Source organism: Streptococcus pseudopneumoniae, assembly GCF_001070815.1.
Taxonomy (GTDB): Bacteria; Bacillota; Bacilli; order Lactobacillales; family Streptococcaceae; genus Streptococcus; species Streptococcus pseudopneumoniae_P.
The window spans coordinates 1-15116 of record NZ_JVLX01000016.1; the positions used below are offsets into that span (position 1 = coordinate 1).

The 15116-nt window shown below is 42.3% G+C and carries 19 protein-coding genes; all 19 read right to left on the reverse strand.

What is annotated here, in order from left to right:
* Positions 1-56: 56 nt before the first annotated feature.
* The 19 genes from ADG81_RS01625 to hprK all read right to left on the reverse strand — a co-directional run bounded on the left by ADG81_RS01625 (position 57) and on the right by hprK (position 14976).
* Complete coding sequence (locus ADG81_RS01625; protein ID WP_049550712.1) at positions 57-869, reverse strand: ABC transporter substrate-binding protein; 813 nt, start codon at positions 867-869, stop codon at positions 57-59.
* A 157-nt stretch (positions 870-1026) separates the two neighbouring features.
* Positions 1027-1680 (reverse strand): phosphate signaling complex protein PhoU, encoded by a 654-nt coding sequence (phoU, locus tag ADG81_RS01630; RefSeq protein WP_000946458.1) that lies wholly within the window; start codon positions 1678-1680, stop codon positions 1027-1029.
* Between the two features lie 11 nt (positions 1681-1691).
* On the reverse strand, positions 1692-2450 hold the full coding sequence (gene pstB / locus ADG81_RS01635) for a phosphate ABC transporter ATP-binding protein PstB (RefSeq protein ID WP_000133484.1): 759 nt from the start codon (positions 2448-2450) through the stop codon (positions 1692-1694).
* Positions 2451-2462: 12 nt separating this feature from the next.
* A complete protein-coding gene (gene pstB / locus ADG81_RS01640) occupies positions 2463-3266 on the reverse strand; it encodes a phosphate ABC transporter ATP-binding protein PstB (protein ID WP_000049848.1) in 804 nt (267 codons plus the stop codon).
* Positions 3267-3276: 10 nt separating this feature from the next.
* On the reverse strand, positions 3277-4161 hold the full coding sequence (gene pstA, locus ADG81_RS01645; RefSeq protein ID WP_000543046.1) for a phosphate ABC transporter permease PstA: 885 nt from the start codon (positions 4159-4161) through the stop codon (positions 3277-3279).
* Entirely contained in the window at positions 4151-5068 is a 918-nt protein-coding gene (gene pstC / locus ADG81_RS01650; protein ID WP_033686774.1) for a phosphate ABC transporter permease subunit PstC, read from the reverse strand. The genes pstA and pstC overlap by 11 nt, the downstream gene beginning before the upstream one ends.
* Positions 5068-5946, reverse strand: a complete 879-nt coding sequence (locus tag ADG81_RS01655; protein WP_049550713.1) for a phosphate ABC transporter substrate-binding protein PstS family protein — start codon at positions 5944-5946, stop codon at positions 5068-5070. Before ADG81_RS01655 ends, pstC begins: the two co-directional genes overlap by 1 nt.
* Positions 5947-6167: 221 nt before the next feature.
* Positions 6168-7472 carry an RsmF rRNA methyltransferase first C-terminal domain-containing protein gene (locus tag ADG81_RS01660; protein ID WP_049550714.1) on the reverse strand — a complete coding sequence of 435 codons (1305 nt, stop codon included), beginning with the start codon at positions 7470-7472 and terminating at the stop codon, positions 6168-6170.
* A complete protein-coding gene (locus tag ADG81_RS01665; protein WP_049550715.1) occupies positions 7473-8246 on the reverse strand; it encodes an inositol monophosphatase family protein in 774 nt (257 codons plus the stop codon).
* Complete coding sequence (locus ADG81_RS01670; protein WP_024057495.1) at positions 8236-8514, reverse strand: UPF0223 family protein; 279 nt, start codon at positions 8512-8514, stop codon at positions 8236-8238. Before ADG81_RS01670 ends, ADG81_RS01665 begins: the two co-directional genes overlap by 11 nt.
* The gene (locus tag ADG81_RS01675; RefSeq protein WP_000631254.1) at positions 8514-8915 is read right to left on the reverse strand and encodes a Spx/MgsR family RNA polymerase-binding regulatory protein; all 402 of its coding nucleotides are present in this window, start codon (positions 8913-8915) and stop codon (positions 8514-8516) included. The genes ADG81_RS01670 and ADG81_RS01675 overlap by 1 nt, the downstream gene beginning before the upstream one ends.
* Before the next feature lie 210 nt (positions 8916-9125).
* On the reverse strand, positions 9126-9743 hold the full coding sequence (locus ADG81_RS01680) for a TIGR01906 family membrane protein (protein WP_049550716.1): 618 nt from the start codon (positions 9741-9743) through the stop codon (positions 9126-9128).
* A complete protein-coding gene (locus tag ADG81_RS01685) occupies positions 9733-10506 on the reverse strand; it encodes a TIGR01457 family HAD-type hydrolase (RefSeq protein WP_049550717.1) in 774 nt (257 codons plus the stop codon). The genes ADG81_RS01680 and ADG81_RS01685 overlap by 11 nt, the downstream gene beginning before the upstream one ends.
* Positions 10507-10514: 8 nt before the next feature.
* A complete protein-coding gene (locus tag ADG81_RS01690) occupies positions 10515-11252 on the reverse strand; it encodes an acyl-[acyl-carrier-protein] thioesterase (RefSeq protein ID WP_049550718.1) in 738 nt (245 codons plus the stop codon).
* Between the two features lie 4 nt (positions 11253-11256).
* The gene (gene hemW / locus ADG81_RS01695) at positions 11257-12387 is read right to left on the reverse strand and encodes a radical SAM family heme chaperone HemW (RefSeq protein ID WP_049550719.1); all 1131 of its coding nucleotides are present in this window, start codon (positions 12385-12387) and stop codon (positions 11257-11259) included.
* An 83-nt stretch (positions 12388-12470) separates the two neighbouring features.
* Positions 12471-12860 (reverse strand): YtxH domain-containing protein, encoded by a 390-nt coding sequence (locus ADG81_RS01700; protein ID WP_049550720.1) that lies wholly within the window; start codon positions 12858-12860, stop codon positions 12471-12473.
* Positions 12861-12875: 15 nt separating this feature from the next.
* Positions 12876-13259: a DUF948 domain-containing protein gene (locus tag ADG81_RS01705; protein ID WP_000895046.1), complete on the reverse strand. Its 384-nt coding sequence runs from the start codon at positions 13257-13259 to the stop codon at positions 12876-12878.
* Positions 13260-14048 carry a prolipoprotein diacylglyceryl transferase gene (gene lgt, locus ADG81_RS01710; RefSeq protein WP_004262504.1) on the reverse strand — a complete coding sequence of 263 codons (789 nt, stop codon included), beginning with the start codon at positions 14046-14048 and terminating at the stop codon, positions 13260-13262.
* Positions 14041-14976, reverse strand: coding sequence for an HPr(Ser) kinase/phosphatase (hprK, locus tag ADG81_RS01715; protein ID WP_000115152.1), 936 nt, complete (start codon positions 14974-14976; stop codon positions 14041-14043). The genes lgt and hprK overlap by 8 nt, the downstream gene beginning before the upstream one ends.
* Positions 14977-15116: the final 140 nt, after the last annotated feature.

The following is a 15116-nucleotide window of genomic DNA, read 5'->3' on the forward strand; positions in this document are numbered from 1 at the left end:
CAAGTACAGCTTGCGGCTAGCTTCCTAGTTTGCTCTTTGATTTTCATTGAGTATTATTATTCCACTTCTGTTAGGCTTGCTGCCTTTTCAAGATAGCTTTGGTAAGTTCCTTCATCCTTGAGTTTTTGGATGACCTTGTCAACCACTTCTTTCAAATCAGCACTATTTTTTCTAAGGGCAACTGCATTAGCTTCTCCATCCTTCATCTTCAAGCTGACAGTTGCGACAGCTAAGTCGGCGTTTTTAGCAGCGTAGCTAAGGGCAACTGGCTCATCCATGTGAACAGCATCAACTTTTCCAGCCTGTAATTCATTAACAGCTTCACCCATATTGGTTAGGGAAGTTAATTGAGCTTTTGGCAATTGTTCCTTGACCATTGATTCTGGAACAGTCCCTTTTTGGGCTGCAATATTAGCACTTTCAAGGCTAATTAAATTCTTGTATTTTTCTACATCAGACTTACGAACCAAGAAACTAATCTTGTTTTCATAGTAAGGGATTGAAAAATCAAAGACTTCTTTTCTCTCATCAGTAGCGCTAATTCCTGCAACCGCTAGGTCAGCCTTACCAGTTTGAAGACTGGTCAATACATTGTCAAAACTCATGCTTGAAATTTCCAACTTCACCCCAAGTTCATCAGCGATAGCTTGGGCCATATCAATATCCGCACCGACTACCTGGTTTTTTCCGTCAACTAAGGATTGGAATTCAAAAGGTGCATAGTCAGGACTAGTCGCCACAACTAATTTCCCCTTTTGCTTAATGGCTTCAACAGCTGACTGAGACTCATTAGAACCCGACTGGCAAGCTACTAAGAAGAAACTTGCAAGAAAACTACATAAAACAAATATCCATTTTTTTGATTTCATAAATAAACAACCTCTCTGTTAATTTTGTATAATTATAACGCTATCCGAGTTGCTTGTCAAGTGTTTTTTGAATTTTTATCTTAAAAATATTTTTTTCATTCAATAAAAGGAGCTATTAGTTGATTCCAAGCTCCTTTTTATACAGAATAAATCTATTTTATAGTTCGACAATCTTACCTGTTTCAAAGTAAACAACCCATTCACAGATATTTTTAGCATAGTCTCCAATGCGTTCCAAGAAGGCAATCACTTGGAAATAATCACGACCTGTAACAATGGCATCAGGATTTTTCTTGATTTCTTCTGTAGCCAAGTCACGAATGCTATCAAAGTAATGGTTGATTTTTTCGTCCATGGCTGCTACTTCATAGGCCTGGTCTACTGAACCATTGAGATAGAGTTCAAGGGCTGCTTCGACGAAGTTCTTGACATCGCGACCCATTCTCTTTATTTCTTCTTCAACAGCTGGGATGCGTTGCTCCCCCTTCATACGAATTGCCGCCTTGGCAATGGAAACGGCATGGTCACCCATACGTTCCAAGTCAGATACAGCCTTCAAGACTGTCAAAACAGTACGCAAGTCCTGAGAAACGGGTTGTTGAAGGGCAATCATTTCAAATGATTTCTTTTCCAATTTCACTTCGTATTCGTTTACTTCTGCATCGTCTTCGATGACTTCCTTGGCCAAATCACGGTCATGCGTAACAAAGGCACGCACTGTACGATTGATTTGAGATAGCACTTCTTGTCCCATAGCATAGAACTGGTTATGCAATTTCTCTAAATCTTCTTCAAATTGAGAACGTAACATCATTTATCTCCTTATCCAAATTTTCCTGAAATATAATCTTCTGTTTCCTTATGTTGTGGGTTGAGGAACATCTTCTTGGTATCGTTAAACTCAATCAAATCTCCATCTAGGAAAAATCCTGTCTTGTCAGAGATACGAGAGGCTTGTTGCATAGAACGCGTAACCAAAAGCATGGTGTATTTATCTTTTAGACCATACAAGGTTTCCTCAATCTTACCAGCAGAGATAGGGTCCAAGGCTGAAGTCGGTTCATCCAAGAGAATGATTTTAGGGCTGGTTGCCAAGACACGGGCAACACAGACACGTTGCTGTTGTCCACCTGAAAGCCCGATAGCTGAATCATGTAGGCGATCCTTGACCTCATCCCAGATGGAAGCTCGTTGCAAGGCTTTTTCTACCGCTTCATCCAGAACCTGCTTGTCCTTCACTCCATTGATACGAAGCCCGTAAACAACATTTTCGTAGATAGACATAGGGAAGGGATTGGGCTGTTGAAAGACCATACCGATTTCCTTACGCAATTCAACTGTATCTGTACGTGGGCTGTAAATGTTGTGGCCGTTGTATACCACTGAACCAGTTGTGGTTACCTCTGGATTGAGATCCCCCATACGGTTGATAGCCTTGAGAAGGGTTGACTTCCCTGATCCAGATGGACCAATCAAGGCTGTAATTTCCTTAGGTTGGAAAGATAGGGAAACACTATTCAAGGCCTTCTTTTGATTGTAGTAAACGGACAGGTCTGACACCTGTAAAATCGCTTCTGTCATACTGTTTCCTTTCTATCCAAAGTGTCCTGTTACGTAGTCATTGGTTGACTGTAGTTTGGCATTTTGGAAAATATTAGAGGTCTTATCGTACTCAATCAAGTCACCCAAGTAGAAAAATCCTGTGTAGTCACTAGCACGCGCAGCCTGCTGCATACTGTGGGTCACGATGATGATGGTAAAGTCCTTCTTCAATTCCAACATCGTTTCTTCCAGTTGGGCTGTCGCAATCGGATCCAAGGCTGACGCAGGTTCATCCATCAAGAGGATATCTGGTTTAACAGAGATAGCACGAGCGATACAGAGACGTTGCTGCTGACCACCTGATAGGGTCAAGGCAGACTTGTGCAAATCGTCCTTGACCTGGTCCCAAAGGGCAGCCTGACGGAGAGAGGTTTCCACAATTTCATCCAAGACTTGCTTGTCCTTAACTCCTGCACGTTCATGGGCAAAAGTGATGTTACGGTAGATAGACTTGGCAAAGGGATTTGGGCGTTGAAAGACCATTCCAATGTGCTTACGCATCTCATAGACGTTGATTTCTGGACGGTTGACATCAATCCCTTGGTAGAGGATTTGACCTGTTACCTTGGCAATATCAATGGTATCATTCATACGGTTGAGACTGCGGAGGTAGGTTGATTTCCCTGAACCAGAAGGGCCAATTAAGGCTGTAATTTTATTTTTTTCAAATTGCATATCGATGCCCTTAATAGATTCATTTTTACCGTAGTAAACATGTAAATCCTTAGTAGAGAGGGCCACTTTCTCTTCAGGAAAGGTGATGATATGCTTTTCATCCCAATTATATTTTGACATGGCTTCTCCTTTAGGCAGCGGTTAATTTCTTATGTAGGTAGCTTCCGAGTTTGCGGGCTCCAAAGTTAAAGATGAGGATAAAGATGAGGAGCACGGCTGCAGAACCTGCTGATACGATGGTTCCATCTGGAATAGTACCTTCACTATTGACCTTCCAGATGTGGACAGCCAAGGTTTCTGCTTGACGGAAGATAGAGATTGGGCTGGTTACACTGAGAATATTCCAGTTAGACCAGTCAAGAGCTGGAGCGGATTGTCCTGCAGTATAGATCAAAGCAGCCGCCTCACCAAAAATACGACCAGAAGCTAAGACGACCCCAGTCACAATACCTGGAAGAGCTTCTGGAATGACCACATGGACAACTGTCTCCCAACGAGAAATCCCAAGGGCCAGACCAGCCTCACGTTGCGTATGGTGAACGTGTTTCAAACTGTCCTCAACATTACGAGTCATCTGAGGCAGGTTAAAGACTGTCAAGGCCAAGGCCCCTGAAATAATTGAAAATCCATACTCAAACTGAACTACAAAGATCAAGTAACCAAAGAGACCTACAACCACAGATGGCAGTGAAGACAAGATTTCAATACAGGTTCTGACAAAGTTGGTAACAGGACCTTTCTTAGCATATTCGGCTAGGAAAATCCCAGCACCCATAGACAAGGGAACAGAGATAATCAAGGTAATAACCAAAAGGAAGAAGGAATTATAGAGCTGAATTCCAATCCCTCCGCCTGCTTGGTAAGAAGATGATTTGCCAGTCAAGAAAGACCAAGAGATGTGGGGCAAACCACGAACCAAGATATAGAGAATCAAGGATGCCAAGATGGCAACGATAATTCCTGCAATTGAGTAGAGGACAGCTGTTGCAATTTTATCTAATTTCTTAGCGTGCATAGTTTTTCTTTCCTCTTTCTTTCGTAATCAATTTAATCACACTGTTGAAGGCCAAACTCATCAAAAGCAAGACTAAGGCTAGTGACCAGAGAACGTTATTGTCAACAGTTCCCATAACGGTATTTCCGATACCCATGGTCAAAACAGAGGTCAAGGTCGCAGCAGGTGTTGTTAGTGAAGTTGGGACTACGGCTGAGTTTCCGACCACCATCTGAATGGCTAGAGCTTCACCAAAGGCACGCGCCATCCCAAAGACCACTGCTGTAAAAATCCCTGAACGCGCTGCCTTCAAGGTCACGCGCCAGATGGTTTGCCAACGAGTAGCCCCCATAGCCAAACTAGCTTCGCGGTAGTGACGAGGCACCGCACGCAAGCTATCTGTTGTCATAAAGGTTACCGTCGGTAAAATCATGACAAAGAGTACGAAAATCCCTGACAGAATCCCAAAACCAGTTCCACCAAAGATACTACGAACAAAGGGAACAACGACCTGCAAACCGATAAATCCATACACGACGGAAGGAATCCCAACCAGCAATTCAATAGCTGGTTGCAAAATTTTAGCACCTTTTGGTGAGACTTCGGTCATAAAGACTGCCGCACCAATGGCAAAAGGGGTTGCGATAAGGGCTGATAGGATTGTGACAATAAAGGAACCCAAAATCATTGGAAGCGCACCAAATTGTTTACCTGAAGGATTCCAAGTTTGTCCAAAGAGGAAATCAAAGATATTAACCCCATTTACAAAGAAGGTCGACAAACCTTTTTGGGCTACGAAAATCAAAATCATAGCCACAATGATGACAATCAAAGACAGACAGGCAAAGGTCAAGCCTTTTCCTAGTTTCTCTAGACGAGAGTTCTTTGAGGGAGAAAGTAATTTTTTAGCTAATTCTTCTTGATTCATTATTGACTCCCTTCTAGTGCTGTCACCGTTCCTACAGCATCTTTTTCAACCTTCATTTCCTTAACAGAAATATAGCCCATTCCCTTAACGATTCCACTTTGCGCTTCATCTGAGAGGACAAAGTTGAGGAATTCTGCCACCAATTCATTTGGTTGACCTAGGGTGTACATGTGTTCATAAGACCACAAAGGCCAGTTATTGGTTGTAACATTTTCTGCAATCGGCTCATAGCCATTCAACTTCATACGTTTAACTGAGTCATCCACATAGGCAAAGGCTAGGTAAGAAATAGCTCCTGGTGTCTGGGAAACAATGTTTTTGACCATCCCGTTTGAATCCTGTTCTTGACTCTGCACGGCAGATTGACCATCCATGATAACACTATCAAAGGTTGCACGCGAACCTGAACTTGCCGCGCGGTTGATAATAGAAATAGCTAGGTCTTTCCCACCGACTTCTTTCCAGTTGGTCACTTGACCTGTGAAGATGCTACGGAGTTGTTCAGTTGTCAGATTTTCAACGTCAACTTCCTTATTTACAATGACTGCCAAGCCCGCTACGGCTACCTTATGGTCCATTAGAGCGGATGCGTTGATACCGTCTTTTTCCTCGGCAAATACGTCTGAATTTCCTACATCAACGGCTCCGGACTGAACCTGAGACAGACCAGTACCAGATCCTCCACCTTGGACGTTGACTGTTTTCCCAACGTGCAGAGAGCCAAATTCATCTGCTGCAGCTTCGACCAAGGGCTGAAGAGCCGTTGAGCCAACAGCTGTCATGGATTCTCCACGATCAATCCAGCTAGCACATCCCGCCAAAGAACCTGCTAGCAAAAGAGCCGCAAGAGATAGAGCGAGTTTTTTCCTTTTTTTCACTGTTTTTCTCCTTGAAAATAATGGTGAATGCTGTGAATTTTTTCAACTATTTATTTATGTTTTTCTTTTTTTAAATCAGGAGTCTACTGAAGTTCTGAGCTTGGTTTTACTTGAAATTTGCTCAGTTACCGTTTCCACCAATTTTGACTTAAAATGAAAGACAATTTGAAAAAAATCCATACTTCCACTATAACATAGACAAGCTACTTTGACTAGCATTTTCACTTGAATCTGAGGCCTTTTGGAAAATAATTTTTCAAAACATTTCCAGTCACCTTAGCAAAGCCCAAACCATTGCCCTGAACCAAAACTTGGTACCAACCATTTGGCAGACTTTCAGCCAGCTGAACTGTTTCTCCAGCCACATACTTTACAAACGCTTCTTGGTCAATTTCAACCGACTGCTTAACCTGACTCGGTTTCAAGGCTAAGCCAAGAGCAAAACTGGGTTCAAAACGTTTCTTCTTAAAGGTACCCAGATGCAGGCCATTCCTAGCAATCTTGAGCTTCCCTAAATCTGGCAAAAGTTCTGGCAAGAGATAGAGTTGGTCTCCAAAAGTCTGCAAGATACCCGGTAGATTGACCTTCAAATGTTTTTTGGCAAATTCCTGCCACAAAGTAACTTGTTCTCGGCTGAGGTTGCTCTTACTTGCTTTAAATTTAGGGGCTGGATTTTCACCCTTAAACTGTAGATGGGCTACAAACTGCCCTTCTCCCTTAAAATGATGAGGATACATCCGAGCCGTTTCTGGCAAGTCAATGCCAGCTACCATTCCATTGATATGTTCAACTGGCAACAAGTCAAAATCATACTCATCCAACAACCAATTGACAATCTCTTCGTTTTCCTCGGGGGCCCAGGTACAGGTCGAATAAACCAGACGACCACCTTCAGCTAACATGGTCACCGCAGCCGCTAGAATTTCTCTTTGCAAACTAGCACATTGACTCGGATAATCTAAGCTCCAATAGTCCATAGCATCTGGCTGCTTACGGAACATTCCTTCCCCCGAGCAAGGGGCATCAAGGACAATGAGGTCAAAATAGCCTTTAAAGACCCTGGCCAAGCGGTCAGCAGATTCGTTGGTCACCACGACATTTGTCGCTCCAAAGCGCTCCATATTTTCTACTAAAATCTTAGCCCGTTTGCTTGAGATTTCGTTGGAAATAAGAATGCCTTCTCCTGCTAGATAGGCTGCTAGCTGAGTTGATTTGCCACCTGGTGCCGCAGCCAAATCCAATACCTTCATTCCAGGACTGGGTTGGGCGATCTGAGCCACCATCTGGGCAGCAGGTTCTTGCGAATAAACCAAACCAGTAGCATGCTCAGGCGATTTTCCTGAAACCTTCCCATAGTGACCCCAGGGAGTTTGAGGAATGGCATCAGGAAAGGAAACTGGCGCTTCTTTTAAGGGATTGACCCGAAAGGCCGAAACCGCTTCCTCCTCAAAAGAGGCAAGAAAATCTCTTGCCTCATCTCCTAGTATCTCTTCATATTTTTCAACAAATCCTTTTGGAAATTGCATTTAAGTTCTTTTCCTTTCATAAATATAGGACTGAATCTCCTCCTGCATCTCAAGAGGCACCATCATGACTGGCTGTCTGGTTTGAAAATCAAGAGCTTGGCCAGAAAGGGTCACCACCCGATAGCCCAGACTTTCCCCTAAAATACTAGCCGCAGCATAATCCCATGGTTGCAGATAGGTGACATAGGTCAACAAACGCCCTGACAAGATCTTGGCAAAACTAATAGCCGCACTTCCATAGACACGAACACCAAGAACCGCTCGGCTTAAGTCAGCCAACCCCCATTCATTGGTCTCCAACATACCACTATTTCCCGCAATGAGAAAATCTCCAAGAGGTTTGGCTTTAAAGGGAGCTAGGGGCTGATCATTTCGGCAAACTGGAAACTTACCACCACCGTGATAACAATCCCCTTTGACCACATCATAAATCAGACCAAACTGGCCCTGACCATTTTCAAAATAAGCCATCATGACAGCAAAATCTTCCTGCTGGGCGACAAAATTATTGGTACCATCAATGGGATCAATGACCCAGACTTTTCCCTCTTGAACTGAAGCTCGCAAACAGCCCTCTTCAGCACAAATCTTATCCTCAGGATAACGGGACAAAATCTCACTAACCAAAAGCTCCTGAACTTCCTTGTCCAGTCTGGTCACCAAGTCTGTCGGAGAGGTTTTAATCTCAACCTGCAAGTCTTCCTGCATATGGTCAAGGATATACTGGCCTGCTTTCTTAACAAGCTCTTTAGCAAATTCAAATTTACTTTCCAAGAGAAATCTTTCCTTCCCCTTTTTCCTTGGCAGCCTGAACTGCTCGGTAAAGCGAATAGCCACTAACCGTTTCAAATTCTCGTCCCAAACGTTTTTCTTCGCTCTTGCCTGGCACGACTGCTTTGAATCCCTTATAGGAATCCAGTAGCTTTTTAGCCTCTACCTTGCTTTCGTAGGCAGCTTCAACATCATTAAAAAAAGAAAGCACTGAAGCAAGTTCTTCAGTGCTCCACGACAAATCTAGTGGGTAACTATACTGTTTGTTCATTAACTAATACCAGCTCTCATTCTTGCTTCTTTTAGTTCTTGCTTACGGTAACTACGAGGGAGAAAAGCACGAATTTCATCTTCATTAAAACCGATCTGCATGCGTTTGGCATCGATAATAATTGGACGACGTAAAAGACTAGGATACTGCTCAATCAAATGAAGCAATTCCGATACCGAAATACTTTCTACATCAATATCTAATTTTTGAAAAATTTTTGAACGAGTTGAAATGATGTCATCAGTACCATTTTCGGTCAAGGAAAGAATGTGTTGCAATTCTTTTCTTGTTAAAGGGCTGGTCATAATATTATGCTCCTCAAAGGGCACCTTATGTTTTTCTAACCAGGCCTTCGCCTTACGACATGAAGTACAGCTCGGTGATAGAAATAGTGTAATCATGCTTTTCTCTTCTTATCTATACTTTGCTAGTTCTATTATACAAAAAAATAAAGCGCTTGACTAGGGATTTTTATAAAAAAAGCCTATTTTTTCAAGAAAAATAGACTGTTTGCGAACGATTGAGGCAATGTAGATTTAGTTAATTCACTCTTGACAATAGTTTCGAATCACATACCTAACTTATTTATTCAAAATAAGAACATCTTAGTATTATTTCCTACGACTTTTCAGATAAAGATAGCCAAAGAAGCTTTCATAGAGGGCAAAAAAGAGAAGAAAGGCATGAAGGAAGAAGGTCTCTGGCAAAATCAGAATAACTGGATCCTTGGCTGGGTCAAAAAGCCAGGTATCATCTCCCACAAAGAGAATTTGATGGAAAAGAGTAAAGAATTGATCAAAACCAATCAAAACTCCCCCAAGCCCAATCAGCAAAGGCAAGACTACTAGAGCTAGGAGACTTTTACAAAAGAGAGACAAAAAGCCCTTTTTCACAATCTTATTGGCAAAGAAATAGAAGCTTGGTAGTGTCACAAGGGCAATAAATTGAACTAGATGAAAGAGATTCTTCACAACCGCAAAGTGGTGCAGACCAGCTGCTGACGAACGAAAATCTGGCATCTGCAAGACCTGACTGAAGGGATTGGTCAGATAATTCATCAAGATATGAAAATTGTATTGAATGGTTTCTGGTTTTAGATAAACTCGATCCGTCAAGTTCAGCCACTCAATCTCCAAAGGATAAAAAATCCAAGCCAAATAAATGGTCAAAAGGATTGAGAGGGAGAGGAGAAAGAGCATAGAGCTCCAAAAAGTCAGTTTAGTTTTCATCAAAATTCCACTCCGCAAGGCTAGAAACCACATGAGTCGGTGCGATTGGCAGGTCTGCCACTTCTTCTGCCTTGGTAAAACCTGTTGTCACCAAGAGCGTTGGAATGCCATTGTCAATCCCTGCTCGGATATCTGTTAAGTAGTTATCCCCAACCATGATTAATTCTTCACGTTCCAAACCTAAGTGCTCAACCGCCTTGTCCATAATGATAGCATTTGGTTTTCCAATATAAACAGGCTTTACTCGTGTTGCCACTTCAAGAAGGGTAATCAGTGAACCAGCACCTGGCAAAAGACCGCGCTCTGTCGGGATGTTGAGGTCAGGGTTGGTTCCGATAAAATGAGCTCCCTTTTGGATAGCAAGAGTTGCTGTCGCAAATTTTTCATAATCAACTTGCCAGTCCAGACCTACTACCACATAGGCTGGATTATCCTTGTCTTCCACATAACCAGCCGCCTTGATGGCTTCCTTGAGACCTGATTCTCCGATAACATATACCGTCTTTTCAAGCCCCAAGTCGTTCATATAGTCGATAGTCGCCAAAGTAGCTGTGTAGACAGTCGATAGGGGCGTATCGATATTAAAATTCTGAGCCAACATCTCTTGAACACTCTCTGGAGTGCGGGTTGTATTGTTGGTCACAAAGAGATAGGGGATATCCCGCTTTTGCAATTCATGGACAAAAGCTTCTCCTGCTGGAATTCGATCCTTCCCCTTATAAATCGTTCCGTCTAAATCAATTAAATAGCCTTTATATTTCATATTTTTCTCTAATCCTTCTTCATTTCTTGCCAAGTAATGATAGCTTGGGCATTGGTAGCACCGTCGCTTGTAATCTCATGTTTGCTCTCCAGTCCAGTCCGTTCAACAGCCGATGTAATCACCCCACCTGGTCGAACTTCCTTGACATACTTGAGATTGATTTTCTTGGGAATATAGTGGGTCAAAAAATCCGCTCCCATGACCTCAAAAATCCAGTCCAAGTATTTACTGTTGTTGACATGGCCATTCATATCCAAGTCGTAAAAACGAACATGGTAATCCTTGCTGATTGGTTCTTCCAAGGACTCATACTTTGGTCCGCGGATAAGTTTTTTATCAAAATCAGACTGGTAAGGAGCCACAATCTCAGGTTCTACAGCATGGACTTTTCGACTGTCTCGGTCCATGAGAACAAAGGTCGCCAACATGTGGATGAGCTCCTGCCCTGCTTCATCATAAATGGTAAAGCGACGATAACAAAAGAGTCGATTGTAGCTCAAAGCTTCTGTTTCAATGGTAATTTCTTCCGCAAAACGAGGCAAACGAACCACTTCAATATCATAGTCTGTGATAATCCAGACCAGATTATAGTCTTCCAAAATGGCCTTATCACTAACTCCCAGTTCAATCGACTGCATCCCTGAAACTTGCAGTGACAGCAAAATCACATCTGGAAGTTTGATATGACCGTTCATATCAGCCATATCAAAAGGAATTTTCATTTTCATTTGATAAGTTAAGCCCATGATCCTACTCCAAAATAAATCGTTCTGCTACGGTGTCTCCTAAAAAGAGACCTCTTTTTGTCATGCGCACGCGATTACCGTCTATTTGCATGAGACCTTGTTGAACCAAGTCCTTGACAATTTCTCCATAAAGTCCATCAAAAGACCGTCCAAATTTTTCCTCAAATCGCGCTATAGAGACTCCTGATTTCTTGCGGAGGCCCAAGAACATTTCCTCTTCCATTTGTTCCTTTTGACTCAGGTGTTCTTCTGTGATCCGAGCATTGCCTTCCTCAACTGCATTGAGATAATGACGAATGGGACTATGATTCTTATATCGCACTCCGTTGACATAGCCGGATGCCCCAGCACCGATGCCATAGTATTCAGCATTGTCCCAGTACATGAGATTGTGGCGACTTTCAAAACCAGACTTTGAGAAATTGGAAATCTCATAATGCTCAAAACCAGCTCGCTCCAGCTCTGCGATGATATATTCAAACATCTCAGCTTCCACTTCCTCCTTAGGCAGAGGCAACTTCCCTCGTCGCATACGGTTCATAAAGACCGTATGATTTTCCAAAATCAAGCTATACAAACTCATATGAGGAATATCCAGCCCAATAGCCTTAGCCACATTTTCCTTGACCTGCTCCATGGTCTGACCAGGCAGTGCATAAATCAAATCGATGGAGATATTGTCAAAACCAGCCAGTTTCAGACGGTCGATATTTTCATAAATATCCTTCTCCAAATGACTGCGCCCAATCTTTTTCAGCATCTTGTCATCAAAGGTCTGCACACCTAGCGAAACACGGTTGACAGCCGAGTTTTTCAAAACAGCAATCTTATCCGCATCCAAGTCGCCTGGATTAGCCTCAATAGTCAACTCTTCTAAAACAGACAGGTCCAAGTTTTTAGTCAATCCCTTCAATAACACCTCCAGTTGCGAAGCTGATAAAGCTGTCGGTGTGCCACCACCGATGTAGAGGGTTCGCAACTTTTGAATATCATAAGATTGAAACTCTTCTAACAGATGTTCCAAATAACTATCTACCGGCTGATTCTTGATAAAAACTTTTGAAAAGTCACAATAATAACAAATCTGGGTACAAAATGGGATGTGCACATAGGCTGACGTTGGTTTTTTCTGCATAGTAATTATTATACCACAAAGACACGCTACGAGAAAAAAATCACCATCCCCAGACACATAGTCCGTCCAGAGATGGTGATGGTTTATTCTTCTGTTATGTCAATAACAATCTCTTCTGATTCATCAAGAGTTTCGGCCTTTTCTTGCCATTGCTCCTTGTGATTATTGAATCGATCTTTTGATGCTTCTGTCGCTTGGCGAGCACATGATTTGGCTTGAGCAAGTACACTGTCCACAGTGATTTCACCTGACTCAACCTGTTCTTTGGTTTTAAGAACAAAATCTGTAGCCTGCTCCTTAACTTCTGTCAGTTTTTCACAGACCTGCTCCTTGGCATACTCAGGATCTTCTCTCAAATCATCTAGAAAATCTTGAGCCTGACTGCAAACTTGTTTGCCCTTGTCGCTTGTTAAAAACAAGGCAAGAGCTGCACCTGAAACGGTTCCTAAAAGGATTGAGGATAGTTTACCCATAAGGATTCTCCTTTTTTATTTTTTGAAAAATTTACTTGCTACACGAAGAGCTGACAGACTTGCACCAGTCTTGAGTGTTTTTGAACCAGCTGATGAAGCTTTCTTACTCAATACACGCGCATGGTCATTAAGATCTGAAACAGATAGAGATAAATCTGCAACTGCACTAAAGAGTGGATCAATCGTTGCCACCTTGACGTTAATATCATCTGCCAAGACATTGACCTTAGACAGCAATTCATTGGTATGATGCAAGGTCACATCCACATCTGAAGTTAAGGTTTTAATCGTCTTCTCTGTTTCATCTATAACACGACCAAGCTTTTGTACAGTAATGATTAAATACACTAAAAATACAATCAAAGCAAGGGCTACAAGAATATATGCAACTTCTAACATTTAATTTTCCTCCTCTGTAACATAGTAAGGGGCCTTCTTACGATTTTGATAAAGAATGATAAAAATACCCAATCCGATAAGAACAACTGAAAGCCATTGAGATACTCGAAGTCCAAAGAACATGAGGCTATCTGTCCGCATACCTTCGATGACCATGCGACCGAAACCATACCAAATCAAGTAGAAAGCAGTAATATGACCTCGTCTGAGGCTCTTCCATTTTCGTCTAAAAATCAGAATCAAGGCAAAGCCAAGTAGATTCCATAGAGATTCATAAAGGAAGGTCGGTTGACGGTAGCTCCCCTCAATATACATCTGGTCACGAATAAAGCCAGGTAGATAATCCAGATTATCCACTGCTGCACCATAAGCTTCTTGGTTAAAGAAATTACCCCAGCGGCCTAGACTTTGGGCAATCATGACGCTAGGTGCCGCAATATCTAGAAAATCCCAAGTATTGATGAGTTTACGATCAGCAAAGATATAGAGGACAAGAGCCCCAGTTATCAAACCACCGTAAATGGCCAAACCACCATTCCAAATGGCAAAAATCTCTCCCAAATTCTGACTATAGTAATCAAAACGGAAAATAACATAGTAGAGACGAGCTCCTAAAATAGCCAAGGGAAAGGCTATCAAGATGAAATCTAAAATATCGTCTGGTATGATCTTCTTTCTAGGCGCTTCTTTCATGGTCAAATAAACCGCAAGAATCAAGCCTGTCACAATACACAAGGCATACCAACGAATGGCTATAGGGCCTAGATGAATAGCAATTGGATCAAGCATTAGGCACCTCGTTCTGAGCAATGAGATTTGTCAAACGTTCTTCGAATAAACGCGTCGCATCAAAGCCCATTTCCTTGGCACGATAATTCATGGCAGCTGCCTCAATCACGACAGAGATATTACGACCAGTTTTAACTGGAATGCGGATACGAGGAATGCCTACGCCAGAAATTTCTATTTCCTCGGCATTGTTTCCAAGACGATCAAAAGTCTTATGCGTATCGTAATTTTCCAGGTAAACGGCTAGCTGGACTTGTGAAGAATCCTTGACCGCACTCGCACCGTAGAGACTCATAACATCGATAATCCCAACACCACGAATTTCAATCAAATGTTTCAAGATTTCAGCTGGTTCACCCCAAAGAGTAATCTCATCCTTGGCAAAGATATCGACACGGTCATCAGCTACCAAGCGGTGACCACGTTTGACAAGCTCTAAACCTGTCTCACTCTTACCGATACCACTATCTCCCTGAATCAAGACACCCATTCCATAGATATCCATCAAGACACCATGCACACTGGTCCGTTCTGCCAAACGAGAATCCAAATAGCTAGATAACTCTCCAGACAATCGACTGGTCGCCGTACGGCTAGTTAAAATAGCAATCTTACATTCTCTAGCTGCCTTTAGCATCTCCTCAGGAACCACCAAACCACGAGCAACAATAACCGCAGGTGTCTCAGGTAGAAACATTTTTTTCAAGACTTGGTAACGGTTGTGAGAGGACATCGAAACGAGATAGGACCACTCCTTCATTCCCAAGAGCTGGATTCGCTCAGGCGTATAATAGTCAAAATAGCCCGTCATTTCAAGACCAGGTCGCGTAATGTCCGCGGTATTAATTTCCTTTTCAAGTAATTCTGGTTCGCCATAGACAATGTCTAGTCTAAGCTTTTCAATCACTTCTTTTACTAAAACCGACATCATTTCCTCCTTCAAATGATTTCTTCTCTCTATTATATCAAATTGTAGGAGGATATTTCAGATTTTTGCAGGCTTTGAAGTATTTATTTATACTCAATGAAAATCAAAGAGCAAACTAGGAAACTAGCCGCAGGTTGCTC